This is a genomic window from Sporosarcina sp. NCCP-2331 (assembly GCF_023707945.1).
GTDB lineage: Bacteria > Bacillota > Bacilli > Bacillales_A > Planococcaceae > Sporosarcina > Sporosarcina cascadiensis.
The window spans coordinates 1-25,594 of sequence record NZ_BRCD01000015.1 but is presented as its reverse complement, the minus strand read 5'-3'; the positions used below and the strand labels follow the sequence as shown (position 1 = coordinate 25,594).

Genomic DNA, 25,594 nt, shown 5'->3' with positions numbered 1-25,594 from the left:
GCCCCTATACATGGCATTGGTACTCCGATTCTCGTGGGGCTTCCACTTGAAATCTCTCCCTTAGCATCCATGTCGTAGGTTCCCACGTTCCACACCCAAGCCTGTATTAAGTTCACGCCGCCTTTATACCGGTCACCGAACGGACAGTAAACAGGTGTCCTCCGAACTTATCCTGAGTTAACGACTCCCCCTCAGTTTTGATGACATTTATACGCTTTCGATACTTCATCAGCGGTTCAATGGTTTTCGTCTCCTTAATACCTACCTGACGAAGTCTTGCTCCGCCTTTTCCTTAACGCTCAATACCATAGCTTTTGACCACAGCACCTTAAGGTGGTTTGCAATCTCTACCTGTATAGCGATTGCGAGAGGCCTACTCTCATCTTGGGTGCAGCATAGCATTTGGAGATGTGCCTTAGGCACACTTCACTTGCTTTCGTGGCACACAGTCATCGGCATGGCGCACAAACCGGTGACCCCTTCTTTCCATTTCCTTGTCCAACTCGTCCAGGACGATATTGGATAAGAGCGGGCTGAGGGGGCCGCCTTGCGGTGTTCCTTCTTCACTGTCCAACACACGACGCCATGAATCATGACGCCTGACTTCAGGTATCCTCGAATCAGTTTCAGTAGACGCTTATCCTCGATTCGTTTCGCCAGTGTCCCCATGAGACGGTCATGGTTCACCTTATCGAAGAATTTCTCCAAGTCGATATCGACTACCCAGCGGTATCCTTCCGTCAGATAGCCCTTTGCCTCCCGAACCGCGTCATGGGCGCTCCGTCTCGGACGGAAACCATAACTGTGGTCAGAGAATGTCGGGTCATACAGGACGTTCAGGACCTGGGCAATCGCCTGTTGAATGAAGCGGTCCCTCACGGTAGGGATGCCAAGTAGTCGCACACCGCCGTCAGGTTTCGGGATTTCGACCCTGCGGACCGGTTGCGGTTCATAGGTTCCCTCAAGAAGTGACTGCTTCAGTGAGTCCCAGTGTTCCATGATATGTCTTCGTAGGTTTTGTACGGGCATTTCATCCACACCGTGGCTGCCTTTATTTCGTTCCACCCGTTTCAGGGCGGTCAACAGATTCTCCCGTGATAAGATTTGCTCCATCAACATGCGTTACACCTCTTTCCGTGAACAACGTTTCTTATTATGCCAGCCTCTGCTCCACCATCTTGAAGTCCCCTGCGGGATTCACCGCGTCCTCCTTCAAGTATGCCTTTTCGGTTCTCTGTGATCATCGCAGATGACTGAATGCCAAACCGTTGTTCTCTCTCGACTGTTCGGCCCTTCCCATTCGTTCTCGAAATCGAATGGTACTATGGCTTCTGCTGACTTCTGACGGTTCAGCTGTCCATCACTGGACAGGTTACCAAGTGTACTTGGCATATCCGTCAGACCTCCCCAGGTAAGAGCGCAGTCTTTCCCTCCACCTATCTGCTTCATTTACTCGATGCAACCTTTGGCAGAAAGGGCTTTGTTTTGTAATGCAAACTCACCCAATTGCACCTAGCCTTATATGAAGTTCGTGTTCCTCAGACCGGAGGTTTGCCGCCCGCTTCCTTCAGATTCCGCGTTGCCGCGGACACCCTTGCGTTAAGCTAACTGTTACTTCTGCCTTCACAGCTCGGGACTTGCACCCTATAGACTGCGCCCATGCTGGGCGCACATCAAAAAGCTCTGCATAATCCTGCAGAGCTTTTCATATTCTATAGCCGCTCAAGATGGAACAGCCATCAACTCGAGCCCCCTGCTCAAATACTCATCCAGCGGCATCTTCTCGACAATCATTTGCGCTGTCCAACTCAACGACGAATACACTTCGTTATACAAACTTACCGCGTCACGCCCATCTTCAAACGTTTCATCCCTGCCCATTTCCCTTTCTCCTATCTGACTTTCAGAATCATGGAAATCTATAATGGCAGCTGCGGACAGTGTCACAACCCCGAATTCTCCACATGTTCTACATTGAGCAGCTCTTTTCACTTTATTCGAGTATGATACTCGCCCAAAATTAATTGTAGTTTTTAACGAAGAAATCTGGCGAACTCATTTTTGCTTGGCTAGATTTAAATTGAGGAGGCTATTATTCCTACAAATAGTTAAATCCAGCGTGTGGTTATCACTTTCTTGCGTGTATAAAATTCAATGCTGTCTTTCCCGTTTGCATGAAGGTCTCCATAGAAGGAATCCTTCCAACCGGAGAATGGAAAAAAAGCCATCGGTGCAGGGACCCCGATATTTACTCCTAGCATACCTGCGTCTATGCTGTCACGGAACTTGCGAACAGATCCGCCATCCTTAGTAAAAATACAAGCACCATTAGCAAATCTTGATTTATTAGCTACCCATATTGCTTCATCAAGGTCTTTTACCCGAATAATTGATAGTACAGGTGCAAAAATTTCATCCTTCCAAATAGTCATTTCTGTAGTTACTTCATCAAATATCGTCGGCCCGACAAAGTATCCTTCTCCTTGCGTCGTTTGATCATTTCGTCCGTCTCGTACAAGTTCCGCTCCTTCTTCTACTCCCTTGTTAATATACTCAATTGTCCGCTCTTTATGTTGTTCTCGGATGACTGGTCCTAGAAAGACATCATCGTTTATTCCATTACCAATTACAATATCATTTGATTTTGACAATAATAATGCTATAAAGTCATCTGCAACTGATTCTTCTACAGTTACAACAGAAGCTGCCATACATCGCTCACCTGCAGATCCAAATGCTGCGTTTAGAATTTGTGTAGAAGCATTATCCATATTTGCATCATTTAATACAATTGAATGATTCTTTGCTCCTGATAAGGCTTGAACACGCTTTAAGTTATCCGTTCCCCGCTTATATACGTACTCAGCTACCGGTTGCGATCCTACAAATGAAATACCTGCCACTTTTTTATTATCCAACAGCCCATTTACAACATCATGCGCGCCATGAACAATATTCAATACACCTTTTGGCAATCCCGCTTCCTCGAACAATTCTGCCAGCCGTATTGCTGTTAATGGGGTGCGCTCTGATGGTTTTAGAACAACAGTATTGCCTGTCGCAATTGCCATAGGGAACATCCAGCAAGGAACCATCATTGGAAAATTAAACGGAGAAATTGCACCGATTACACCTATTGGATAACGGTATACACCGGACTCAAGATTTGTTGCGATAGAAGGCAAATTATCACCCATTAGCAATGTAGGAGAGCCGGATGCAAACTCAACATTTTCAATCCCGCGTAAAACCTCTCCTTTGGCTTCTACTAAATTCTTACCATTTTCTGTTGTAATAATCTTGGCTAGTTCATCCCAATGTTGCACAAGTAATTGCTGGAACTTAAACAAAATTCGAGCACGTTTGGGAGCATCAATTTCTTTCCATGTTTCAAATGCCTGATTTGCAGCCTCTACAGCAAAATTGACCTCTTCTTTTGTAGAAATAGGAACCTTTGCAATTACTTCCCCTGTTGCTGGATTAATTACTTCTTCCATTTTATTTGTTTCCGATTCCACCCATTCACCATTAATATAATTTTTAAGAACTTTATAACCTTTGATTACATCTGCCATTATTATTCCTCCTATTGTTTGATCACCAATAAATTCTTTGTCTTATTTTACATTTTTATATCCTTCTGTTTCCTTATCTCCTTACCGTAATATTCCATTAACATTTATAAAATTCGGATTTCTCAACTTCTAACTAAATAGTTTAATTTGATATAACTACTCAAAAGCGTTAGAAAATCTCCGGCTCCTTCACTGGTGCTCCAAAATTCGTTTGCAAGAAATCAAAGTCGCATCCTTCATCTGCCTGCTGAATGTGTTTTAAAAACAACCATCCAAAACCACGTTCAAATTTCCTGGTCGGCTGGACCCAATTAGCCCGTCGTTCTTCCATCTCCTCTGTTGAGACATTTACATTTATAGAGCGTTCTGGAATATCAACTGTAATTATATCTCCGGTTTGGATCAACGCTAAGGGTCCACCCACATATGACTCGGGAGCCACATGAAGAATACAGGATCCATAACTTGTGCCGCTCATTCGGGCATCAGAAATTCGGAGCATGTCTCTGACCCCTTGACGAATCATCTTTTTAGGCAGGGGCAACATCCCCCATTCTGGCATTCCAGGACCTCCTTTAGGTCCCGCATTTCGGAGAACTAAAACATCATTTTCCGTTACATCTGCATTTTCATCATCTGTAAATTTTTTCAGTGATGCATAATCATCGAAGACAATTGCTTTTCCTGAATGTCGTAAGAATTTCGGATCACATGCGCTGGCTTTAATTACACAACTATCAGGAGCCAAATTCCCCTGCAAAACCGCTAAAGAACCTTCTCCATAAACCGGGTTTTCAAGGTGGCAGATAACATCGTTATTGTAAACTTCAGACTGGCCTATTGCTTCATCCAAAGTGTTTCCCATAACTGTCTTTTCATTTAGATTTAAAAATGAACGCAGCCTGCTTAACATTCCCAAAATACCGCCTGCGTAATAAAAGTCCTCCATTAAATATTCTTTTCCGCTCGGTCTGATATTGGCAATTACTGGTACTTCCTTACTGATCCGATCAAAATCTTCTATTCCAATATCACAATTCGCCCTTCTGGCTAATGCTATTAAATGTATAATAGAGTTTGTTGAACCGCCCAGAGCCATTGTTGAAACAATACCATTCTCAAAAGATTCCTTGGTTAGTATATCGCTTGGTTTCAGGTCCTCCCACACCATGTCAACAATTCTTTTCCCCGCTTTTGCACACATGCGATTATGATTCGTATCTACCGCCGGAATGGATGATGCGCCCGGAATAGTTAATCCCATCGTATCAACTATGGAAGTCATTGTGCTCGCCGTTCCCATGGTCATACACGTACCAGCGCTGCGTGCGATACCTCCACATACTCCTAGCAACTCACATTCTCCAATATTACCAACGCGATAATCATCCCATGATTTGAAAGCATCGGATCCAGACCCCAGTGTTTGTCCATTAAAGTTTCCATTAATCATCGGACCTGCCGGGATAAAGATTGAAGGAATATCCATACTAATTGCTCCTAGAAGCAAACCTGGCGTTGTTTTATCACAGCCACCCATCAATATTGCTCCATCTATAGGATAAGATCGCAGCAGTTCTTCAACCTCCATGGCGAGCAAATTTCGATAGAGCATTGCAGAAGGTTTGTTAATACTTTCAAATAATGACATACAGGGAATTTCTAAAGGTAGACCGCCTGCTTGAAGAACTCCTCTCTTCACATCTTCCACGCGATCTTTGAAATGGTGATGGCAAGGATTTATTTCCGACCAAGTGTTCAGAATAGCGATGATTGGCCTTCCGTTCCAGTCCTCCGGGTCAAAACCCATTTGCATCATTCGTGAACTATGATTAAAGCTACGGAAATCTCCATTATTTAACCACCTTTTGCTTCGCAAATTATCAAGATTTTTGTGGAATATCATAGATATCTCCATCTCCTTTTTTACTTTATCATTTTTGTTTTTCATTAATTTCTTTATAGTTATCGGCTTCTTTTGATATCAGCTTTTCCGCTTCCTCCGGATTTAAATACTGGGGATCAAGCCCAAACCCCTTAGCCTTCGAAATATATTCTTCATTCTGAGTCGCTGTTTCTACAGCCTGGGTGAATGTTGTAACAATGCTATCAGGTGTGTCTTTTGGGAATGCCAAAAAGAAAAATTTTTCGAAAACTGAATTTACTCCTGATTCAACAAATGTCGGAACGTCAGGAAACTTTTCCATTCTTTCTTTAGAGAGTACACCAATGGCCCGCATATCTCCTGATTCAAGATAATCTTGGACCAGCCCCAATTGCATAGGAACGACATCAAGTTGTCCACCTAGCAATGCTGTATTTCTTTCTGCAAAGTCGCCGGTGTCTACCAAGTTGAATTCCGCTCCGGCCTTATCCATTACGTCAAGCATTTGGAAATGCGTAAATGCACCTACAGAAGTACCCATATTGAGTTTATTCGGATTCGCTTTTGCTGCCTGTAGCAGATCTTCCATCGTCTCATAAGGAGCGTCCCCCCTTACCACGACACCATTTCCTTTGTCGATAGCACTAATCCCAGCAATTTTAAGATCCTCGTAGGTGTTCTCTGTAAGCCCAAGTATTTGATTTATTAAAATATTGTTGTGAAAGAATAATACTCGATTACCATCAGGTTTGGATTTAACAAGTTCATCAACCCCGACGCTGCCACTGGCTCCATTGACATTCTGCACAATTACAGAAACCCCAAGGTTCTCCTCTAAATACCTAGCTAGCAAACGGGCATTTCGGTCTGTGTCCCCTCCTGCTGATGCAGGGACAATCATTTCGATCGTGCCATTGGGATATCCTTTTCCTTCATCTTTAGAGGAAGCCTCGGATACTTCCAGGCCGTCCGCTGAACAGGCACCAAGAACCAGTAACGATATACTAGCGACAAAAATAATTAAATTTCTTTTTATTGTTTTATGAAGCATTAATGACATCTCCTTTGACATTCTGTTTTTTTTGTTTTTTATTCTTCAATATATTAAAAAGAATAGATACAATTACTAAGATCCAAATTACCAAGGGGATTGGACTCGTAATAAAAGGCATAAAATCACCCTGTGTTGCCATAAGCCCCCTCCTTAAATTAATTTCTGCTATTGGCCCAAGGATAAACCCTAGCAAAATGGGGGTAATCGGGAATTTCAATTTGATCAGGACATAGCCCATTAGGCCAAAAAACAATAATACCCACATATCGAAAACTCTGTTGTTTTCGGTAAATGCTCCTACTCCGCACAGAACAATAATTATTGGGAGTAAAATATGACGAGGAACGCTGAGTATTTTAATAAAGAACTTCATCCCAAATAACATAAAAATTACCATAGCTATATTTGCAATAATTAATGCAGCAAAAATACCATAAACCACATCGGTATTTTGTGTAAAAAAGAGTGGTCCAGGTTGAATACCGTGAATTATTAAGCCTCCTAAGAGCATGGCTGTCACTGTATCTCCTGGTATACCAAGTGCCATGAGGGGAACAAGAGCCCCGCCGATTGCCGCATTATTTGCACTCTCAGATGCTATGAGCCCTTCTGGATTTCCTTTACCGTATGTTTCAGGATCTTTCGATTGATTTTTTGCTGTTGCATAAGCCACGATATTTGCTGTTCCCCCGCCTATTCCAGGTAGGATACCAATTGCTGTTCCAATAATGCTTGATCGAAACCAATTTTTAAAACTCTTTGGAAATTGCTTTAAGAAATATCCGACCTTTTCAACCTTTTCGACTGAAATACCTTTAGAAAGAGGATTAATTTTCTTCTCGGCTGTTTGGAGTATCTCACTTATGGCAAACAACCCAATTAAAGCTGGCAGCAAATTAAACCCTGCATTTAACTGACTCAATCCGAATGTAAACCTGGGATAAGCATCAATTGGTGCGGCACCAACCATTGCCAATGCAATACCGAGCAATGCACCTAGCATTCCTTTTGAGAGGGAGCCTTCAGACAAACTGGCTATCAGTGTAAGTGCAAATATGGTGATCGCAAAATATTCCATAGGACCGAATTTCAGCGCGACCTTAGCAAGTGGTGGTGCGATCAGAATTAATACAATAATGCTGAACAAACCACCTAGAAACGAATAGACAACACCATACCCTAGTGCCTTGCCCGCCTGCCCATTCTGTGCCATAGGATAGCCATCAAAGGTAGTAGCGATTGAGGAGGGTGTCCCCGGTATTTTCAACAAAATCGCAGGTATTAGTCCTCCGGATACGCCGCCTATATAAAGCCCCATTAGGAGTGCCATACCTGCCTGTGGCTCCATAGTAAAGGTAATCGGTAGACAAATTGCTACTGCCATAGTTGCGGTTAAACCTGGAATAGAACCAAAGACTAACCCCATTGCTACTCCTACCAAAATCAAAACCATATGAAAAGGCGTCAGCATTGCTGTAATTCCATTTATCAGATCTATGCCCATGTACTGCTCAACCTCCTTTCTTATAGAAAAACACCTGTCGGAAGTCGGACTTCAAAGCCCAATCTAAAAATAAAGTAGACTGTGACGGCAACTATTAAAGACAAACCAACAAACAACGGTCTATTCCAATATTTTTTATCACCTAACAAACAGAACTGAATGTACAAATAAAAGATGGTACTTATTAAAAATCCAACTATTGGTATTACGAAAATATAACTAACTATCAAGAGTATTGTAAGTGATGCACTTCTGTATCTACTCCAGTTCTCTTTAACAAAAACTTTGTTATTACTATCATTTTTACTCTTTCTAAGAATGTAGCGAATTCTTAGTTCTTTAATGAGTAAAAAAAGACTAAATGCAAACATCCCTATGGCTACGAGTTTCGGAGCAAATGCCGGTCCAACTCCCATGTTGGTCATACTTTTAATATTTAAGGAAGCAACATACATGATTATAGAAAGAAGTAGAAACGTTACAGCTGACAATAACTCACGGGTTCTGATATCCATCCTGATTCACCTCTCATTATCGAAAGCGCTTAATTGTATTTTTAAATTTCCGCATGTTTATATGGATAATCTTTTTCATTTAAGACCCATCCTTCCTGTTCCGCAAAATCAGCTCTGGGCGGACAAAAAATATCTAATATTTCATTCGTCTCATCACCTACGGCCTCGCTTGTATGGATAACTCCCGGTGGTATAAGGGTTACAGTTGGACTGGAGCATAAATCATGCTGATCCGTTCTCCATTTTAGCCGATCAATCCCCCACGGCCATCGAAAATGATGGACAAAGATCCCTTTCATCAAAAAACTTGTCTGTTCGAAATCTTCATGTAAATGTGGGGATAAGGTTTTTGGATCCCGAGGTCCTTGCCAAGGATGCAAAAAACTTAGCATAAAAGTAGAACATGTAAATATCCTTCCAAATCTGCCCTCCTCTGGCGGCACATCAATATTGTAGACCCTGATTTTAGATCCGTATGGAGACTCAGGTCTTGGTATAAAACTAGGTAATGCCTGATTTCTCTCCGCATAAACATCTTTATTTATTGGATAATCAGCAAGGTCCTCATTCAGCGATGTATACAATAACAGTATTTTTCCTCCTTTTGATATTTCAATTTTGCTTTCCCCAGATGGAATAATAGCAATATGGTATCCCCCAACTACCTTCTTTTGATCCTGCCCAGTCACAATTACTTCGGTGTCTGAATCAAATAAAATGAGAATATATTCATCTTGTTGTTCTGCCCGGTAAAGCACTTCTCCATTCTTGGCGTCCACGAAATTCATAAAGTAATTTGCTCCGCGTGACCACCATGATTTGCTTCCCTTAGGCAGAAAATCAGACTGCTCATCATCAAAATAAATATTTTGCACGGGGTCTAAAAATTTTACTTTCGTACCTTTCACTCCTAGTTTAGAACGCGGGTCAGAGTAATCAAACATTTTATAACCTCCTTGACTCGATTAATCAGACTGTGAGCGTGTCATTTTCTGATTTTCTTTCACAAACTTATACATTGCCGCCATATCTAACTGTCCAAATTTTTCATCATTAGCAGCTTCACTAATTATTCGGGTTGCTACTTCTCCTAATGGTAATTGGAGATTAGTAGACTGATTCATTTCTCCTGCCAACTTTAGATCTTTCATTAAAAGTTTTAGTGCAAAGCCAGCCTGGAATTGTTGCTCCGATATAAACTGAGTATAATGACGATCAAAAATGCGGCTTTGTGCGAAACTAGTACTAAAGATTTCATACATAAGATCAGTATTAATCCCGTTTTGTTCTCCCATAACTAATGCTTCGGCCACTGCTTGTGTATGAATACCTACCATATACTGATTAATCAGCTTAATTGTTGAACCGCTACCAATATCACCAGTATGAAAAATATTATTACCCATTACCTCAAGTATAGGTAGGACCTGGTTATAAACCTTTATATCTCCACCAACCATAATACTTAATGTTCCTAATTCCGCTCCAGTTGTTCCCCCACTAATCGGCGCATCCAGATAGTTAATCCCTTTCTCTTTTGCTTTTTTGTATATCTTTTTATTTAAATCGGGAGGAATTGTACTGAAGTCCAAAATGATTAAATCGTTTCGTCCACTTGAGATAATCCCCTCTTCCCTCAGGAAGACATTCTCAACGTCAACAGGCATCGGAAGGCATGTCATTAAAACGTCGACTGACTGTGCCAACTCAGCAATCTCTTTCCCAATTTCACCTCCCATCTTTTCAAAAACTTTCTCCTTTGCTTTAGAACGATTTAAACCGTAAACTTCATAACCAGCTCTCACTAAGTTAGTAGCCATGGGGAATCCCATGTTTCCCAATCCTATAAATCCTAATTTCATCTTTATTTTCTCCCTTCTTTTAAACTTTAGAAGCAGATGTTTTCCAAGGATCGCCACTGCTAGAAGTAATGTAGACTTTCTTTTCACTAGCATCTGTATTTGAAGAATGACTTACTCTAACTAAAACATCGTCTCTTTCCAGCACTGTTGGTCGCAATTCAATTCCCAAACCAGGCTTATCAGATGGTTTTAAATAACCATCAATCACCTTGGGGATACCACTTGCAATATCATTAAAGTGAGTATCTATAAAAGACCTTACGGTTTCCATCATCCACAAATTAGGGATGTTATAACAAAGATGTGCAGTAGCTGCGTGTAGAACCGGCCCCCCACAGTTATGCGGAGCAAACGGTAACTGATATATTTCCGCCTGATTTGCAATTTTTTTGACCTCTGAAATCCCCCCACTCCAAGCAATGTCAGCAATAATAATATCGGCTGCCTGTTCCTCCATTAGTTGGGAGTATTCGAAACGTGTGAATAGTCTTTCACTAGCCGCTACGGGAATACTGGTTTCGTTCTTTAACTCTTTTAAATTTTGTATCCTGTCCGGGCGAATTAAGTCTTCACTCCACAATAAATCATACTCTTCAAGTGAACGTAAAACTCGCTTTGCACTGGGTAGATTCCAACGTCCATGTCCTTCTAAAGCAATTTCCATTTCACTACCTAAAGATTTTCTGATTCGCTGGATTGGCTCTATTCCTTTACGTAATAAATCCGGGGAAATATATTGGCCACCATGTTCCCTACTCAGTTCATCGAATGGCCAGATTTTCATTACAGTAATTCCCTGACTCAGCAATTCTTCAGCCAACTTCTCAGGTTCGGTTAAGAAGCGATCCCGATCATTGTTTGACATATACCCTACGCAAGTATTATAGACTTTAATTTTTTCTCGGCTAGCCCCTCCAAGAAGGCGATATACAGGCAACCCAGCAACTTTTCCCAAGATGTCCCAGAGAGCAATATCAATACCGCTTAAAGCCCGCATCTCTGTACCAGCGTATCCATGATGATTGAAAGCAAGATAAAAATCGTTCCAGATCTTTTCTATTTCAAGCGGGTTTTGTCCTAGTAATAACTCCGCACAAACGTCATGAATCATGGATTCAACCGGTCCAATCTTCGGATTAGTTTCCCCAAGTCCCACAATCCCCTCGTCTGTGTAGATACGAATCCATAGGTTACGAGGATGTTCTTTGAGTTTAATAGTTTCGACTTTCGTAATTATCATTCAACTCATCTCCCATTTTATAATAGCGAGAAGTTTTTCTGCATTTCACCTATAGCTTTTCTTTTACATCAGCGGAGAGGTCATTAAAAGCTGTAGAAATCAAAGCTGTCGCTAATACACCAACATATACTGCCCCCCTATCAAAGGAGTCTATTGTTGCTTCTTTATTCACAGCAAGAGTTCCAATTGGGATATTTAACTGTTTACCTTTTCTAAATAATTCATCCAAAACACTTCTTACTTCGGGATGCGATGCGCCTTCAGTTGGATATCCCATACTGACCGACAAATCAGTGGGGCCTAAAAATGCGAGATCAATTCCATCGACACTCATAATCTCTTCAAACCGTTCTGCCGCTTCAAGAGTTTCTATATGAACTACAATCAATATTTCTGCATCAGATTCCCTAAGATATGTTTCACCTGAACGCTTACCGAATTTTGCTGCTCTTGTTGAAAACGCTGCACCACGTTTTCCATACGGTGGAAATTTTGCTTTTTGGACAATCATTTCCGCGTCTTCTCTTGAATTCACCATTGGAACATGTATTCCCTTTGCTCCTTTGTCCAAAGCCTTTTGAATACTTGACTCATCATAAGACACACGAACAATTGGCACTATTCCAACATTTTCAGCAGTACGAATCATGTTTTCCAATTCGGAATGATCAAATGTTCCATGCTCATCATCAATTACAATAAATTCATATCCCGCCAAGCCCATCATTTCAACAATTGCTGTTGAATAAATCCCTAAAAAAGCACCCATTGACCTTTCCCCATTCAGAATCTTTTGTTTCACATGATTATTCATACATTTCCTCCAAGTTATTATTAGATTTAGTTATTTCCTTTAAAATCGACATATTCCATTCATGAACTTCATAATCACTTGCGTGGTTGTAAACAAGTGGATCCTGCATAACAAATAAACTTACTTGATCAAGCGACTCAGCTTCATAAATAATCAAATCGCCTTTTTCATCGCTAAAACTTCCAGCTACATAAATATTCTTGTTTTCCTGCATCTTATCAATGTGAAAATTATGACACTCTAAAAACTTATTTCTTTTCTCTTTGTTGATTGTTGTTAAAATAACAGAGTAATATGGAATCTTTCTCACCTCCTTGCTTTCACTCTTATTACTTGCAATTAACATGCCAAGTCCGCAGTTTAAAAATATAAACGTTATAATTATTCAAAATAGTCAATAATATCGCTATATTGATAGGTGAAAATTTAATAAAAAAATAGATTATTACTTTTTATATATTAAAATAAATTGAACCCATGAAACAAATCGTTTCATGGGTTCAAAATTTTGATTTATTCGCTTCATTTTGTTTCATTTTGTTTCAATGCCCAGTTGTTTCATCTTTCTCCATAACGTTGATCGACTTATTCCTAACCACTCAGCTGCTTTACCTCTATGGAAGTGCACTCGCTTTAACGTGATAAGAATTTCTTCCCGTTCCGACATTACCTCGCTTGGCAATTGTTCTTCTGTTTCTATCATTTTATTTTCATCAAATACTTCTTCTATTCCCAACCAATTATCTACATCACCTACATCAATCAAATTATTATTTCGCATAATCATTAAACGTTCACAAAAGTTCTTAAGCTGACGTATATTTCCCTGCCATCGATATTTAACAAGACGCTGCATGGCAGCATTCTTAATTTCTACTTGTTCATCAAGATTTGATAACTCAAGGACAAATGATTTAACAAGCAGAGGTATATCCTCCACTCTTTCTCTTAATGGCGGTAATGAAAGACGCAGTACATCAAGTCGGTAATACAAGTCTTCTCTAAATTCTCCTTGTTTAACCATGTCGAAGAGATTTTTGTTTGTTGCGGATATGATTCGAACATTAGTGGGGATTACTTTATCATCTCCAATTCTATTAATTTCCTTTTCCTGTAATACACGAAGCAGCCGACTCTGAAGGCCAGGTGAGATTTCACCAACTTCATCAAGAAATATTGTACCTCCATGGGCCAGTTCAAAAAAACCTTTTTTACCACCTTTCATGGCACCGGTAAACGCACCCTCAGCATACCCAAAAAGTTCACTTTCAAGCAGATTTTCGGGTAATGCAGCACAATTCATGGCAACAAAAGGACCTTTTTTCCGATTGCTGAAGTTATGAATACTTTGAGCAAAGATTTCTTTCCCTGTTCCTGTTTCACCTATTATCAGTACACTTGAATCAGCTTTACTAAAACGTTTTGCCATTTCGATTGTTCTATTCATGATTCTACTTTCATGCAAGATATGAATAAAGGTATGTTTCGCTACATGGCCACGTAAATGCATCTCTTTCCTAACTTTTATTTCAATATCTTGAATGCCACTTACGGCCTGAAAAGCAACCATATTACCAACGCGTTGTCCTTTTAAGAAAAAACCAATCTTTTTCACGGCAAGTTGTATGGATCTATAAGTTATAATAGAACTTTCGTGTGAATCCATTTCACTCAGCAGCATAGCCCGAAGCTTTCCTTGCGGCATGATCTCATACACCGATTTCCCAAGAAAGTCTTGAGAAGTTATTGATAACAATGAATGTGCGATCGAATTAAAAACCAATACTTGATTTTTATTGTTGATGGCAATTACACCTTCATATGCATGATTTAAAATAGTCTTATGAAGTTCTGTTTTCTCTTGTTCCCGCCTGCTGACAAGTGCCAATCTTTTTGCTTCTTTAAGAGAATGATGAAATGTTTCTCTTCCTGTCTTTATTAAAGAAGTATAAAGTCCAATACTATTTGCATATTCACACGTCTTTACACCAGCCAAGATCACTTGGCATCCTTCCTGTTTTGCTAATTCAACTAGTCGTGGTCCCTCGGATATTTTATTCATAATATAAGAATTAATCGGCATACCAACAATATTAGTAAGCTTCTCTACGCCATAAATCATATTATTAGACCCTATTACACCAACCTTTTTTGTACCATATAATTTTTTACAATCATCCAAACTTCGAATTAAATCCAGACCCTGCACTGGTATGTCAACAACAGGTAGCTCTGGATTACTTCTCTTTAATGTCTGGCATGTGATGCCTCTGGCCATAATCACATCTGCAGTAAATTTCTGATTTAAAACTTCGTCTCCATTCCAGACAACTTCTTCCATTTCAAAATTTACCTTTCTTCCATTTATCTCTTCATGTTCTACAAGGTTATGCTCCCTAAATATATTAAACGCATGGTTAATAAAGTTGCGGCTCGGTACTACTAAGGTTATCTTGATATCGACCATTTGAAGATTCCCCCTCTCAAACCTTTCAAAGAATTAATAAAACTTATTTATGTTAATTGTATCATACAACACTAGCATCATATAAATAGATTCGAAATATTCGCTTTACATTTTTCTGTCTTTAAGTATAAAACAAAGACAACTGAATAGAGACGGTGAACATCGATTTTTCGATGCCAAATACGCCGTAAGTTCGGTTATTATTTGTATGCAGTTGTGCGAGAACATTCAAGTAGCGATCAATCATCGCAATGTACACCTCGTTGTGCACACCCTAGTAGCTTTGTGCGTAGAACTTCTTGAAGTTCACGTGTTGTTTCATCCATTTGAAGAATAGTTCAATAGTCCAGCGGGACTTGTACAGTTCTGCGTTTTCTTCCGCAGATCAAAACGATTCGTGACCAGGTTCAGGTAATTGCCCTTGGAATCTAGACCACCCCACTCAGCCAATCTGCTGCTAACGTCTGTGCCTAGAACTTACGCATGAGCTGTGAAAAGAGAGGGATTTGCGTACGATCTTCTTTCACTCGCCGAAAAAACCTGCAGTGAGGGTCTTAGAATACTTCCTAAGACAACTCTGACGCCTTTTTACTGACAGTCGAAATAATGGATTGGTGGAAGACCAATAGAGCCCATTATGTACATACCATCATGGAAACCTTTCTGTCTTCTCAGGAGCGGTTGCAATAGAAATCCAAAAGAATTATCGTTGGTGGTAAAAAAGTAGATACAGAGTTCCCTCTTACATTAAAAAATACAGGGAATTATGTAACTGGAGAATTTTTATCTTCATTGGAAGGTTTTGAGGTTGAATTATCAGAAAACCAGAAAACGATTAATGTCACGATAAATCGTGTCAAAGATATCAATGCGCTCTTGGAAAAAACACTGCAAGCTGACTTGAATAGTTTTTCTGCCGCTTCGACAATCAATCAGACAATAGAGGCTTCCTCTGAAGAAAATTCTATTCATATGTTGATGGAGCTGAAAATGGACGACATGACGAGCTTGCTCATTCAAACCTCTTCACAGCAGGCTGATCCGCCTGCTCAATTGGAATTGATGAAGAAATTCAACGAAGGAGTTCACGTAATTGAATACGATGACAAGTACGTCATGATGTAAACGTTGACGAATGAACAATTCAAAAACATGATGGATGAGATCATGAATCTGCTGCCTGGATTGTTCTCTGAAGATGTACAAGGAATGATTCCTTTCTTAGATAAAGAATCATCAGCTGAAGAAGCGGAAGCGGATGAAGAAGGTACTGAAGCGGACATCGGTGATCTGGAAGAATTGAATTTGAACATCGAAGAGTACTATTCAGTTCAAACGATCGATAAAGAAACACTATTCCTTTTGGATCTTTCAGCTGTTACAAAAAATCTCCATGAGTGTGGATGAAGAGAAGATCTCCATTTTTCAAGAGATGAATGGAAAGTACAGCAACTTCGACCAGATCAAAGAGATCAAAATTCCTGAAGAAGTTATCAAGAATGCGATCTCCACGGAATAATATATGGAATAAATTAGTTTGGACGAAGAGCTGGATATGGAAATCTAATGAAACAGGCTGTCCCATTTGTTTATATATAGAACTTTCCATAGCGAACGGAGAATAAGCCATCCGACAGATTTCCCGATCAAATGACTCATTTCTTCGCTCAGCACATGGCTAGAAAAATAACGACTTAACTACACCCCGACTTGCTACTTGTAACCCAATATTCCAATGTCAATTAAGCCGCCATCAACTCCAGCCCCCTGCTCAAATACTCATCCAGCGGCATCTTCTCAACAATCATCTCCGCTTCCACATCTTGCGCTGTCCAACTCAACGACGAATACACTTCGTTATACAAACTTACCGCGTCACCCCCGTCTTCCAGCGTTTCATCCCTGCCCATATACATCACGGTCTGTACGAACTTCACGTCTTCAAACGATAGCCGCATCAGGTATTCATACATCTTCCTGCTCATTTCCCATTCTTCTATCTGACTTTCAGAATCATAAAAACCCGTAGCTCCGGACAATGTCATAATCCCTTCGCCGACAGTCAATTTACGCCGTTCTTTTGCAAATGTAATCATATCCAATAAGATAACTTTTCTCTCTGCCGACATCATCATTCCCTGCACCACTCTCCTGGCACTATAATATACTTTCATTGCTTCTCCACCTCATAATTCCTCCTGCTGCTGTCCATTCGAATCGAATACGAACTTTGCTTTTCACGGACCACCATCACATTGGTTCTGGCTTCCATCCGGCCTTTCAGCCTGCAGGCGCGAAGATATTTGCTTTCGAATGAGTAGGCGCTGCAGTTTACGGTCATGTCGCTGCCGTCTATAAAAAAGACTTGAATATGCTCTTTGTCGATCGTCTTGAAACGATCGATATCCCCTGCTGAAAACCAAATACATTTCGGATTTGATGATGATTTGCTCGGAAACCAGTACAGACCAAGTTTTTCACTGACAATGACCGGCGGCATGAAGATGTCTTCACCAAAAATCGTCCGCGTTCCATCCACTGCGCCGCGAAGACTTGAGCCATAGCAGCGAATACTGTAATCAACCAAATCTGTCGGACTGATATCGGCATATATGAAATCCCCGTTTTGCAATACCATCGATCCCAGCTTTCCTTCTTCATCATACTGCGGATAAATCATGAACGTCCCCTGTGTAATGACTGCATGTCGTAATCTCTCCATTGCTTTCTCCCCCTTTTTTCTGCTGACACTTTTCCAATCCGGCAAAAAAGGGTATACTAACACTAGGTTGGTATATCCAGCCGGTCTTCCCCGAGTGGTGTCTGCACTGACGCTATACACTCGGGGATTTCTTTTCCCCATTTCTTCCTCACACATCACTCACCTCCTTTACTGCGCAGCCAGTCTACCAGTGCATCATTCGTTTTTTTACTGCTACTCAAATAATAATATCGATCCTTTCCTCTGACAGAACCGTCGAACGTGCGCCAGATCTCCTGATTCCTCGCCCAGTTCACATGCGCAAGCCCCCTCATCCGGCGCTCTACTATCTCCTTTTTCACTTCAAGTTGTTCATACTCCAGCCCTTCATAGGCGTATTGCGCAAGTGCCGAAAGTAAAGGAAAACTGGCAAGCATGGACTTTTCAAAATCCCCAATTGTTTTGGCAGGATACAAACGGAACAACTCATCAAACCACGTGTTGATCAACTCTATATGCTGATCTGACTTCAGGTGATCTTCCGCCGTCATAGCTACTTGTCTGTCTGTCAGCTTGCCGGTAATGAATAATGCTACAATCCGCCTCAGTTGAGACAGCGACAATAAGTGCTTGTTTTTTGGCCGTACAACCGCTGTTTTCTCCATTTCCACTCCCGCTACCTTCAACAATTCATGATTCTCCAGCACCTTGTTCGTCGTCTGACTGACCTCATCCCGTGAATCGAATGAAATCCGCTTCGACAGCGACACTTTCTTGCCCTTCGTATTCAAATCGATGTACAGCTGATCCGCTTCCTTTTGCGACAGCCCTTCAAACACCTGTACTGCTACTTGCACCTGATCGAGCATGTAGAACAGGCCAAATCCTTTTTTCTGCTCCGTCATGTCGTCGCTGCCAGTCATCCTGGTAATTGCCGAACGCAGATGCGTAAGCGCTTTCATCCTCTGTGTCCCGTCGATGATCGTCAGCTTCTTTGGTTTTCCCTCATTTAAACTTCCTTCAGGCAGCATAGCAATGATCGGCGGCATGTAAATCTGCTCTTCCAATATATTATCCAGTATATACCGCCTGATCTGCCGCACCTGTCCATTATTCACTTCTCTCAGCACTAAGCGCCCCTCATCGAGCATCTCCGCTAATTCGTTTGCCGTATAGATGACCATCGACTGTTTTTTCTCAAATACCTGTTCAATGATCATGTACCGTCTTCCCTTCTTCGTGAATGACTTTCAAAAACTTCATCATCGTCCGTTTAACCGCCGTAGTATTCGAATGATTTCTGACCCGTCCTGATTGCTTATCGTACATATGGCTGAACAGCGGATCGTCATGCCGCCAGCTGCAGCGCCTTTTCAGCACCTTCAGCAGCCTGATCGCTTCCTTATGGGAGATGGACCGCTCACGTGTCAGTGTGAACACTGTGTAGGCCAATGCCATCTGCACACCTGTTGCCCCGCTCGCATAGCGCTTCCGATCCGCCATATTTTTCGGAAAGACTGACGGCCAGGAAGCAAAGAAAGCTTCCGCAATGGCAGGCACATCTTTCTGCTTACAATTTCGGTAGTAAGGATCTCCCGTCTTCACTGTCAGCACACCTTCGAATAAGGCAATCAAACATTTTCGCATCGTAATCAATGAAGTAATCGTCGTACTTTTTTCCGTCACACGCGATGTCAGAAATTCAATGTCCAGCTGCTCTTTCAGACGGTCTGCCACATTGCGTGTCAATTCGGCATACTGATCGCGCTGGTCATATCGCAGCTGCAAGCCGGCATGCGCCTCCCGCCGTTCCGTATTGCAATCCGTAAACAGCTGCCGCTCCTCCTGCTGAGTCAAATCCAAGTAAATTTGCATCGAAACAGGATAGGCATTCAGCTGCTGAATCTGCCGCTGCGCTTCTTGCACCTCCTCCATATTACCTAATTCTTCCGCCGCTTCTTTCTTCGCTTTTAATGTACTGAGCGCAGAGGATAGTGCCGATGATCTATGCTGGCCGTCCAATACATATATTCTCGCCCCCGGTTTCAGCACAAATCCTGCCTCTGTTTCATTTATGTTTTGCCTGCTCGAATAAATAAATGGTGAGAAATAAAAGGGTTCCCCGCGCTCCAAGCTCACTAAAATGAAATCCCGGATTTCCCTGCGCTTTCGCGGATCAAGCTGACGCTGTACTTCATTGTCCACCTCAAATATGGCCTCCAGCATAGAGAATCGTACCTGAGTACATAGAACCTCCTTGCCGAACTGTTTATAGCCTGTCCCACCCATCGTAGTGGTCATTATATTACCCGACATGAACATTCCCTCCCCCTGCCATTTGAATCAGTATATAACAAGAAAATTTACAAGTCCATCCTTATTTTGATTATTGCGACTTAACTGACAACATTTTTTTTTTGAGAATGCTTTTTAGCCCGCTCTTTACAATTGTAAGAACTTATGGTAAAGAACATGAAAAAGTTCTCCAGCCGTACAGGTCAGAGAACTTCCATGAGCAATATAGGAGAAATCTTAGATAAAGTTGCTCATCAATGAGACTGCCAATCATTCAGCAATGTAAAACTGGTTACCAAGTTCATATGCCACAATCCAAAACTAGTTTCTAAGCCAGGAAAATCAGCGATGCACATCAGTTTGGACAAATATATGATGGTGCAGGGAACGGCACCTCAGCCAAATCGGGTTTACATACACGAGTTCCTAGAATATACTAGTCCTGACTCTTCCTGAGTTGGAAATTTTATAGCACTGCTAAATTAAATAAGAGGTGTTTTTATTATGAGAAAATCCGCAAGTCTAGTATTACTGTCTATTTTCGTCGTAAGTATATTATCCGCATGCGGCAGTTCAACTGACAGACAGCTGGAGGGTGCATGGAAAATCGTCGATGATCAGGAAGACAGCCGTTTTCTTGAATTCAGCGGAGACCGAATGGTTGTCAGAAATGATTTCGACAGTCAGCCTGAGACAGTTGACTACCGGCTGACCGATTTAAAGAAAGGAAAGTTCATTATCGACATCGCAGAACCTGGGACGCAAACGTTTCAATTCTTTCTGGAAGGCAAGTTTGAGAAAAAAGATAAAGTCAAAGTGACGAATGTGATGGATTCAAATGAACCAAATCCAAATATTCAGCTGGTTAAAGTAAAGAATTTGGAGAAAGAAATGGAGAATGCCAGAAAAGAACAGGAAAAAGCAGCAGTAATAGCAGAGAAGAAGGAAAAGGAACGTAAGAGGAAAGAGAAAGAAGAGACCGAGAAGGCGATGAAGGAAAAAGCACAGGAAGCAACAGTAACAGAACAAAAGAAAAAAGAAACTTCTGCTGGCACCGAAGAAGACAAACAACCTGTCAAAGAAACAGCGAATAACGCATCCCCGCAGAAAAAGAACCACAGTAATCTGAAATCACGCTATCTTCATAAATCCGATCAATTAGAACAAACGATTATGAATGAGGCAAGAGCAGCTGATCCAAATGCACAAGATCTATGGGATGGATTCTTCGGACAGTATTATAACCAGTGGGACAACTTATTAAATGAGATTTGGGGCGTATTGAAACAATCCATGTCTGCCAACGATTTCAATAACTTGAAAAACGAACAGCGAGAGTGGATCAAACAAAAAGAACGGAAATTCGCTGAGCTTCCGGATGAAACTGCATCAAGCCGAGCATCTGGAATGGATTATCTTGCATTTGAGACACAGAGGAGAGTTCATTATTTAATCGAACATTATATGGATTGATAAAAATAGGGACAGCAAAAAAGGATTTGGTCTTCAGTAAACAGAATAATATTTGCATGGCAAGTAAATTTTTCTGAAATGAAATGAACATAAAACGGAGTGATTTGTATGCAATGTACTATTTGCGGCATAGGTTCAGTGCACGTACAGTACGACAGACAGCCGCTTTGCAAGGATTGCTATAATGCAATAATGTCGGAGAAACTCGGGGTGGACCTCCCCGAACTGCCCGAAACATTTTCAGCTGCTGACGCAAATGGTATTCAGCGTATTTTCGAAGTAGAACGTCTGATTATGGGAACAGCCATTTTGCTGACAGCCCGCGAACGATGGGACCACGGCTACGAATTTGCAGTAGATGGAGAGTTAGACGCCGATCAGCATACACTGTTCGATCAGCTGCAAGAAAAGACCAAACGAGGTATGTCAAAAACATACCTCGAAACAGGAAAATATTCAAACGGCCAGACGTACACTGCAGTCAAAGAGCATCACTTGATCGGCGTGCTTTCCTATGATGAAACCGACAGCGAGACACCGCTCGTCATCATAGATGGCAAACCTTATAACTGGGAAGAAGTCGGCCGTCTCCTGCAGGCATTTGAAGGATTTCAGGTGAAGATTGAAATGAAGGAATTGGCGGAGGAGTATGAAGAATGAGATGGTAAGTATAATTCTAGTGACGCCCGACTAAATGTGGATTTGAACTGCTTAGGATATGCCAGACTCTATATCGATACGAAGAAAAAAGCTTTCTGGACAATCAGAAAGTTCTTTTCTTCGTTTATACTAATATGAATTGTGTTTGTACCTGGTACCTTTTTTTTGGTACCTTTTTTTGTTTTGATTAGATAACTGCTAATAATTCTTCTACTTGTTCTTCCTGATCTAAAGGTACTGCGCATTTAAATTCAACTTGAACCCACCAATGCGGATGAGATTTTTCATTCACATTGGCAACTTGAATAATAGGGGTCAAACCATTTTCGATTAATGAAAAAACAGCATTACTATAAAAGGATGGAACATACCCAAGATGCTTACCGCCCTTTGTATAAATAGCTACTGCATAAGAATCATGTTCATTTCCTGGTTCTTGTACTAAATTTAGTACACTATGTTCCTGAATCCATGAGGACCACTCGTTAGGTAAGTTTCGATGACGCATGCCATGTATAAAGAAACTTGAATCCAACATGTTATTTTCCCCTAGTCTTAATGGCTGTTCAAATGAATACGTATCACTTGCTAATCGACCACGAGTTATCCGAAGAATATCCATTTTGCTCGCATTCTTATTCAAACCTAAGTCAGCCAAAATCTCAGTGAAATCTTTTCGATCGATAGATGGAATACGCCGGTCGAATGCTGGAAATAATTTTTTTGAACGATACAATTTAGTTGTGTCAGGAAATGCTGGGTGAATCATGTAGCCTTTCTTTAACGCATCTCCCAATTGTTTCTTATGATCTTCGGAGGTATAGGTAAACTCATACAAACCGTTGTAATAAGAAAGCGTGCCTATATGATAATAAGAACGACTTTGTTCATCTTGCCAAACGACAAGCAAGGTTTCAACGTTATTCATGATTATCCGCCTCCTTTAATCCATTCAAATATTTTCTGTCGTCTATACGGTATAATAAGCTCTAACCAATCTTTTTGTGCTTCACTTAATAAATTTAGTGTTTGAATAAATTCCTGGTACTGAACTAAATCAAAACCATCCAATTTCCTGATACTATTTTTTAATTCATTCGGAAAATGAACTTGAATATATTCCAATAAATCCTTTGCTTTCACATGCTTTCTCTCAAACATTCCAGCCTTTACTCTTGCGTTTCTTACGTATCTATCCACTTTCACACGATTTGAAACCATTTCATGTAATTGATGGTCTTCTAATCTAAATCCTAAAGATGCGCCGTTATCGTAGATTGGTGAAAATCTGTAACCTGTATCAAAATAGAGTATTTGCCAATTAAAAGGGTGTCTGTCTTGATTACCGATCAAGATATCAAAGATGAGCATATCAATATACGTGTCTTTAATCTTACTCCAATAATTAAACTGTGTGAGCATATGAAAACCTTCAGCAATAAGATCTTTGTTTTTAGAATTAGATGCCTGTAATTCATCATACCCATCTGCTAGACTGTCTAAAAGAACGCCGCCTTCTTCATGCATTTTCGCGCCATATTCATCTACAAAATTGCGAAGTAAACAGCCTCTTTCGTCGCCTCTCGTCACAATCTCCACTTCCATCATTTCCAAGCCGAGTATTGAACCAATTTTCGCTGCAATAAGTTCAGTGATGTCTTCCCAGGAAACACCCAATTCAAATTTTCTAGGATATTTAATAATATATTTTAATCCTGTAGGTGATTTTAGTTCTTCTTTCTCTAACGTACTTTTACCACCATACCCAATATGTTCCCAATCACTGATATCCTTTAGCATGGCTACCGTTCCTTTATTGTATACTTGCTTAAATGTTACCATACATCATGTAATTAAAATACTGATTTCTCTTATGTTGTGAGATATGGAACTGAATTGTGCGTGTACCTGGTACCTGTTGTTCATTTAGAAGGTTTTTAATATACATTCTCTTTCTTTGAAACTATTCCCATATCAATCCGTACACATTAGTATACCCGCACACAATGCAGGTATGGTTTTCCAAATTTGAAGGGGGTTTTAGTTTTGAAGAAGTTGGGTTCTTGGGTAGTCGCGTTTGTGTTGGCACTTGCCTTTGCTGTTCCTGCGGGCAGTGTACAGGCAGCTAATGCGGACACGGCGAAATTAGTAGTGGACGGGGTGGAAGTTGCAGGGTACGAGCAGCCATTTTTTTCGAAAGGTGAAGTTCTCATTCCAGTAGAAAATGTTTTCAATGAATCTGGTTTCAAAGTGACAAAGAATAAAGGAGCGGTGTCGGTTACAAACTCTTATTTAACCGTTCACTTTAATGCGCCTGCTAAAAGAATCATTGTGGATGGCAAAAAAGCCGATACAGAATTTCCTCTTACATTGAAGAATGCAGGGAATTATGTAACTGGAGAATTTTTATCTTCATTGGAAGGGTTCGAGGTTGAGGTATCAGAAGATCAGAGAACGGTGAATGTCACAACGAATCGTGTTCAAGACGTCGATGCTTTCCTGGAGAAAACACTTCAAGCCGACTTGAATAGTTTCTCTGCAGCTATGACAATCGATCAGACAATGGAAGCTTCATCTGAAGAAGATCCAATTCATATGCAGATGGATCTGAAGATGGATGCCATTCAAAATCCGCTGGCTATGTATATGGAAACGACGATGAAAATGAATATGATGGGCGAGTCGCTGGATCAAATGCAAAAAGCGTATGTCACGGAAGACGGTATGTATCAATACGACAGCTCGATTGAAAAGTGGATCAAGATGGACGATGAGATGACAAATTTGATCGTTCAGTCTTCTGCACAGCAGGCAGACCCGCATGCTCAATTGGAATTGATGAAGAAGTTCAGCGAAGGTGTTCACGTGTTTGAATATGATGACCAGTACGTCATGGTTCAAACGCTGACGAATGAACAATTCAAGGAGATGCTGGATGACATCATGGATTTACTGCCTGGATTGATTCCCGAAGAAGTTCAGGGAATGATGCCTTCTCAAGAAAGATCTGAGGAAGATAGTGAAGATGGAAATGAAGAAGGTACAGTAGACGAAGAAGGAACTGAGCCGAGCTTAGATGATATTTTTGCCGAGATGAACTTGAATATCGAAGAGTACTATTCAGTTCAGACGATTGACAAGGAAACACTGTTCCCTCTTGATCTGTCAGCTGTTACGAAAATGTCCCTGAGTGTGGAAGATGAGAAGATTTCCATTTCCCAAAAGATTAATGGAACGTTCAGCAACTTCAACCAAATTAAAGAAATCACGATTCCTGAGGAAGTCATTAAGAATGCGATTTCTATGGAAGAGTATTTGAAGGAATTGGGTATTGAAGAAGAGTTGGAAGTAGAAATTTAATACAGCAGATTGTCCCGGAACGTCAGTAATGATGTACCGGGACATTTTTTGTTCGCTCAAAAAAAGAAGCTCGCCATATCCCTTTTGCAGGTAGTTGAAGTGGTTACCTACATTTAATATCTATCTTCAGGCCATCAGCTCCTTCTTCTGCATGCATGTTGCATCGACTGGATGTTAGCGCATCTTTCT

25 protein-coding genes and 2 pseudogenes are annotated in these 25,594 nt (G+C 40.9%); 6 read left to right on the top strand and 21 right to left on the bottom strand.

Features of this window, described 5'->3' with window-relative positions; translation table 11 throughout:
- Positions 1 to 445 precede the first annotated feature (445 nt).
- From ltrA to NCCP2331_RS10170, 15 genes and pseudogenes are all read right to left on the bottom strand, one after another.
- Positions 446 to 1,119 (bottom strand): annotated as a pseudogene (ltrA, locus tag NCCP2331_RS10240) (group II intron reverse transcriptase/maturase); the annotation flags it as partial.
- A gap of 93 nt (positions 1,120 to 1,212) precedes the next feature.
- Positions 1,213 to 1,392, bottom strand: a complete 180-nt coding sequence (locus NCCP2331_RS10235) for a hypothetical protein (RefSeq protein WP_251670475.1) — start codon at positions 1,390 to 1,392, stop codon at positions 1,213 to 1,215.
- A 330-nt stretch (positions 1,393 to 1,722) separates the two neighbouring features.
- On the bottom strand, positions 1,723 to 1,881 hold the full coding sequence (locus NCCP2331_RS10230) for a hypothetical protein (RefSeq protein WP_251670474.1): 159 nt from the start codon (positions 1,879 to 1,881) through the stop codon (positions 1,723 to 1,725).
- A gap of 227 nt (positions 1,882 to 2,108) precedes the next feature.
- Entirely contained in the window at positions 2,109 to 3,575 is a 1,467-nt protein-coding gene (locus NCCP2331_RS10225) for a CoA-acylating methylmalonate-semialdehyde dehydrogenase (protein WP_251670473.1), read from the bottom strand.
- Positions 3,576 to 3,744: 169 nt separating this feature from the next.
- Positions 3,745 to 5,526 (bottom strand): L-arabinonate dehydratase, encoded by a 1,782-nt coding sequence (gene araD, locus NCCP2331_RS10220; RefSeq protein WP_251670472.1) that lies wholly within the window; start codon positions 5,524 to 5,526, stop codon positions 3,745 to 3,747.
- Positions 5,510 to 6,511: a tripartite tricarboxylate transporter substrate binding protein gene (locus NCCP2331_RS10215; protein ID WP_251670471.1), complete on the bottom strand. Its 1,002-nt coding sequence runs from the start codon at positions 6,509 to 6,511 to the stop codon at positions 5,510 to 5,512. The genes araD and NCCP2331_RS10215 overlap by 17 nt, the downstream gene beginning before the upstream one ends.
- Positions 6,501 to 8,018, bottom strand: a complete 1,518-nt coding sequence (locus NCCP2331_RS10210; RefSeq protein ID WP_251670470.1) for a tripartite tricarboxylate transporter permease — start codon at positions 8,016 to 8,018, stop codon at positions 6,501 to 6,503. The genes NCCP2331_RS10215 and NCCP2331_RS10210 overlap by 11 nt, the downstream gene beginning before the upstream one ends.
- 20 nt (positions 8,019 to 8,038) lie before the next feature.
- Positions 8,039 to 8,533 carry a tripartite tricarboxylate transporter TctB family protein gene (locus NCCP2331_RS10205; protein ID WP_251670468.1) on the bottom strand — a complete coding sequence of 165 codons (495 nt, stop codon included), beginning with the start codon at positions 8,531 to 8,533 and terminating at the stop codon, positions 8,039 to 8,041.
- Between the two features lie 41 nt (positions 8,534 to 8,574).
- Positions 8,575 to 9,477 (bottom strand): cupin domain-containing protein, encoded by a 903-nt coding sequence (locus tag NCCP2331_RS10200; RefSeq protein ID WP_251670466.1) that lies wholly within the window; start codon positions 9,475 to 9,477, stop codon positions 8,575 to 8,577.
- A gap of 21 nt (positions 9,478 to 9,498) precedes the next feature.
- Positions 9,499 to 10,488 (bottom strand): NAD(P)-dependent oxidoreductase, encoded by a 990-nt coding sequence (locus NCCP2331_RS10195; RefSeq protein WP_483882476.1) that lies wholly within the window; start codon positions 10,486 to 10,488, stop codon positions 9,499 to 9,501.
- Positions 10,415 to 11,635, bottom strand: coding sequence for a mandelate racemase/muconate lactonizing enzyme family protein (locus tag NCCP2331_RS10190; RefSeq protein WP_251670462.1), 1,221 nt, complete (start codon positions 11,633 to 11,635; stop codon positions 10,415 to 10,417). Before NCCP2331_RS10190 ends, NCCP2331_RS10195 begins: the two co-directional genes overlap by 74 nt.
- Positions 11,636 to 11,684: 49 nt before the next feature.
- The gene (locus NCCP2331_RS10185; RefSeq protein ID WP_251670461.1) at positions 11,685 to 12,449 is read right to left on the bottom strand and encodes an HpcH/HpaI aldolase family protein; all 765 of its coding nucleotides are present in this window, start codon (positions 12,447 to 12,449) and stop codon (positions 11,685 to 11,687) included.
- Positions 12,442 to 12,795: a YciI family protein gene (locus tag NCCP2331_RS10180; RefSeq protein WP_251670460.1), complete on the bottom strand. Its 354-nt coding sequence runs from the start codon at positions 12,793 to 12,795 to the stop codon at positions 12,442 to 12,444. Before NCCP2331_RS10180 ends, NCCP2331_RS10185 begins: the two co-directional genes overlap by 8 nt.
- 186 nt (positions 12,796 to 12,981) lie before the next feature.
- A complete protein-coding gene (locus NCCP2331_RS10175; RefSeq protein ID WP_251670459.1) occupies positions 12,982 to 14,916 on the bottom strand; it encodes a sigma 54-interacting transcriptional regulator in 1,935 nt (644 codons plus the stop codon).
- 280 nt (positions 14,917 to 15,196) lie between these two features.
- Positions 15,197 to 15,301 (bottom strand): annotated as a pseudogene (locus NCCP2331_RS10170) (transposase); the annotation flags it as partial.
- Between the two features lie 407 nt (positions 15,302 to 15,708).
- On the opposite strand from NCCP2331_RS10170, the gene NCCP2331_RS10165 reads away from it, so the two are divergent.
- From NCCP2331_RS10165 to NCCP2331_RS18475, 3 genes are read left to right on the top strand one after another with little or no spacing between them, the layout of a single operon-like run.
- Entirely contained in the window at positions 15,709 to 16,041 is a 333-nt protein-coding gene (locus tag NCCP2331_RS10165; RefSeq protein ID WP_251670458.1) for a hypothetical protein, read from the top strand.
- Positions 16,042 to 16,044: 3 nt separating this feature from the next.
- On the top strand, positions 16,045 to 16,323 hold the full coding sequence (locus tag NCCP2331_RS10160) for a hypothetical protein (protein WP_251670457.1): 279 nt from the start codon (positions 16,045 to 16,047) through the stop codon (positions 16,321 to 16,323).
- Complete coding sequence (locus tag NCCP2331_RS18475; protein WP_376776814.1) at positions 16,310 to 16,435, top strand: DUF6612 family protein; 126 nt, start codon at positions 16,310 to 16,312, stop codon at positions 16,433 to 16,435. Before NCCP2331_RS10160 ends, NCCP2331_RS18475 begins: the two co-directional genes overlap by 14 nt.
- A 223-nt stretch (positions 16,436 to 16,658) precedes the next feature.
- Here the strand turns inward: NCCP2331_RS18475 and NCCP2331_RS10155 are convergent, their stop codons facing one another.
- The 4 genes from NCCP2331_RS10155 to NCCP2331_RS10140 form a co-directional block, all read right to left on the bottom strand.
- Positions 16,659 to 17,090, bottom strand: coding sequence for a DUF3775 domain-containing protein (locus NCCP2331_RS10155; protein ID WP_251670456.1), 432 nt, complete (start codon positions 17,088 to 17,090; stop codon positions 16,659 to 16,661).
- Entirely contained in the window at positions 17,087 to 17,638 is a 552-nt protein-coding gene (locus NCCP2331_RS10150; protein ID WP_251670454.1) for a competence protein ComK, read from the bottom strand. The genes NCCP2331_RS10155 and NCCP2331_RS10150 overlap by 4 nt, the downstream gene beginning before the upstream one ends.
- A 155-nt stretch (positions 17,639 to 17,793) precedes the next feature.
- Positions 17,794 to 18,837 carry a DNA sulfur modification protein DndB gene (locus tag NCCP2331_RS10145; RefSeq protein ID WP_251670452.1) on the bottom strand — a complete coding sequence of 348 codons (1,044 nt, stop codon included), beginning with the start codon at positions 18,835 to 18,837 and terminating at the stop codon, positions 17,794 to 17,796.
- Positions 18,827 to 19,933 (bottom strand): DNA sulfur modification protein DndB, encoded by a 1,107-nt coding sequence (locus tag NCCP2331_RS10140; RefSeq protein WP_251670450.1) that lies wholly within the window; start codon positions 19,931 to 19,933, stop codon positions 18,827 to 18,829. The genes NCCP2331_RS10145 and NCCP2331_RS10140 overlap by 11 nt, the downstream gene beginning before the upstream one ends.
- A 483-nt stretch (positions 19,934 to 20,416) precedes the next feature.
- Between NCCP2331_RS10140 and NCCP2331_RS10135 the strand changes: the two genes are divergently transcribed.
- Positions 20,417 to 21,385, top strand: coding sequence for a lysozyme inhibitor LprI family protein (locus tag NCCP2331_RS10135; protein WP_251670448.1), 969 nt, complete (start codon positions 20,417 to 20,419; stop codon positions 21,383 to 21,385).
- Positions 21,386 to 21,493: 108 nt separating this feature from the next.
- The gene (locus tag NCCP2331_RS10130; RefSeq protein WP_251670446.1) at positions 21,494 to 22,045 is read left to right on the top strand and encodes a DUF7713 domain-containing protein; all 552 of its coding nucleotides are present in this window, start codon (positions 21,494 to 21,496) and stop codon (positions 22,043 to 22,045) included.
- Between the two features lie 187 nt (positions 22,046 to 22,232).
- Here NCCP2331_RS10130 and NCCP2331_RS10125 read toward each other — a convergent pair whose 3' ends face one another.
- Entirely contained in the window at positions 22,233 to 22,973 is a 741-nt protein-coding gene (locus tag NCCP2331_RS10125; protein ID WP_251670444.1) for an HIRAN domain-containing protein, read from the bottom strand.
- Positions 22,974 to 22,975: 2 nt separating this feature from the next.
- Positions 22,976 to 23,845: a HipA domain-containing protein gene (locus tag NCCP2331_RS10120; protein ID WP_251670442.1), complete on the bottom strand. Its 870-nt coding sequence runs from the start codon at positions 23,843 to 23,845 to the stop codon at positions 22,976 to 22,978.
- A 246-nt stretch (positions 23,846 to 24,091) separates the two neighbouring features.
- Between NCCP2331_RS10120 and NCCP2331_RS10115 the strand changes: the two genes are divergently transcribed.
- A complete protein-coding gene (locus NCCP2331_RS10115) occupies positions 24,092 to 25,405 on the top strand; it encodes a DUF6612 family protein (protein WP_251670440.1) in 1,314 nt (437 codons plus the stop codon).
- Positions 25,406 to 25,594: the final 189 nt, after the last annotated feature.

What these genes read in the sequence shown, in the direction of transcription:
- NCCP2331_RS10235 (WP_251670475.1), bottom strand. Translation starts at nt 1,392, where the DNA reads ATGCCAAGTACACTTGGTAACCTGTCCAGTGATGGACAGCTGAACCGT.
- NCCP2331_RS10230 (WP_251670474.1), bottom strand. Translation starts at nt 1,881, where the DNA reads ATGGGCAGGGATGAAACGTTTGAAGATGGGCGTGACGCGGTAAGTTTG.
- NCCP2331_RS10225 (WP_251670473.1), bottom strand. Translation starts at nt 3,575, where the DNA reads ATGGCAGATGTAATCAAAGGTTATAAAGTTCTTAAAAATTATATTAAT.
- araD (WP_251670472.1), bottom strand. Translation starts at nt 5,526, where the DNA reads ATGAAAAACAAAAATGATAAAGTAAAAAAGGAGATGGAGATATCTATG.
- NCCP2331_RS10215 (WP_251670471.1), bottom strand. Translation starts at nt 6,511, where the DNA reads ATGCTTCATAAAACAATAAAAAGAAATTTAATTATTTTTGTCGCTAGT.
- NCCP2331_RS10210 (WP_251670470.1), bottom strand. Translation starts at nt 8,018, where the DNA reads ATGGGCATAGATCTGATAAATGGAATTACAGCAATGCTGACGCCTTTT.
- NCCP2331_RS10205 (WP_251670468.1), bottom strand. Translation starts at nt 8,533, where the DNA reads ATGGATATCAGAACCCGTGAGTTATTGTCAGCTGTAACGTTTCTACTT.
- NCCP2331_RS10200 (WP_251670466.1), bottom strand. Translation starts at nt 9,477, where the DNA reads ATGTTTGATTACTCTGACCCGCGTTCTAAACTAGGAGTGAAAGGTACG.
- NCCP2331_RS10195 (WP_483882476.1), bottom strand. Translation starts at nt 10,488, where the DNA reads ATGCTAGTGAAAAGAAAGTCTACATTACTTCTAGCAGTGGCGATCCTT.
- NCCP2331_RS10190 (WP_251670462.1), bottom strand. Translation starts at nt 11,635, where the DNA reads ATGATAATTACGAAAGTCGAAACTATTAAACTCAAAGAACATCCTCGT.
- NCCP2331_RS10185 (WP_251670461.1), bottom strand. Translation starts at nt 12,449, where the DNA reads ATGAATAATCATGTGAAACAAAAGATTCTGAATGGGGAAAGGTCAATG.
- NCCP2331_RS10180 (WP_251670460.1), bottom strand. Translation starts at nt 12,795, where the DNA reads ATGTTAATTGCAAGTAATAAGAGTGAAAGCAAGGAGGTGAGAAAGATT.
- NCCP2331_RS10175 (WP_251670459.1), bottom strand. Translation starts at nt 14,916, where the DNA reads ATGGTCGATATCAAGATAACCTTAGTAGTACCGAGCCGCAACTTTATT.
- NCCP2331_RS18475 (WP_376776814.1), top strand. Translation starts at nt 16,310, where the DNA reads ATGAGTGTGGATGAAGAGAAGATCTCCATTTTTCAAGAGATGAATGGA.
- NCCP2331_RS10155 (WP_251670456.1), bottom strand. Translation starts at nt 17,090, where the DNA reads ATGAAAGTATATTATAGTGCCAGGAGAGTGGTGCAGGGAATGATGATG.
- NCCP2331_RS10150 (WP_251670454.1), bottom strand. Translation starts at nt 17,638, where the DNA reads ATGGAGAGATTACGACATGCAGTCATTACACAGGGGACGTTCATGATT.
- NCCP2331_RS10145 (WP_251670452.1), bottom strand. Translation starts at nt 18,837, where the DNA reads ATGATCATTGAACAGGTATTTGAGAAAAAACAGTCGATGGTCATCTAT.
- NCCP2331_RS10140 (WP_251670450.1), bottom strand. Translation starts at nt 19,933, where the DNA reads ATGTCGGGTAATATAATGACCACTACGATGGGTGGGACAGGCTATAAA.
- NCCP2331_RS10135 (WP_251670448.1), top strand. Translation starts at nt 20,417, where the DNA reads ATGAGAAAATCCGCAAGTCTAGTATTACTGTCTATTTTCGTCGTAAGT.
- NCCP2331_RS10130 (WP_251670446.1), top strand. Translation starts at nt 21,494, where the DNA reads ATGCAATGTACTATTTGCGGCATAGGTTCAGTGCACGTACAGTACGAC.
- NCCP2331_RS10125 (WP_251670444.1), bottom strand. Translation starts at nt 22,973, where the DNA reads ATGAATAACGTTGAAACCTTGCTTGTCGTTTGGCAAGATGAACAAAGT.
- NCCP2331_RS10120 (WP_251670442.1), bottom strand. Translation starts at nt 23,845, where the DNA reads ATGCTAAAGGATATCAGTGATTGGGAACATATTGGGTATGGTGGTAAA.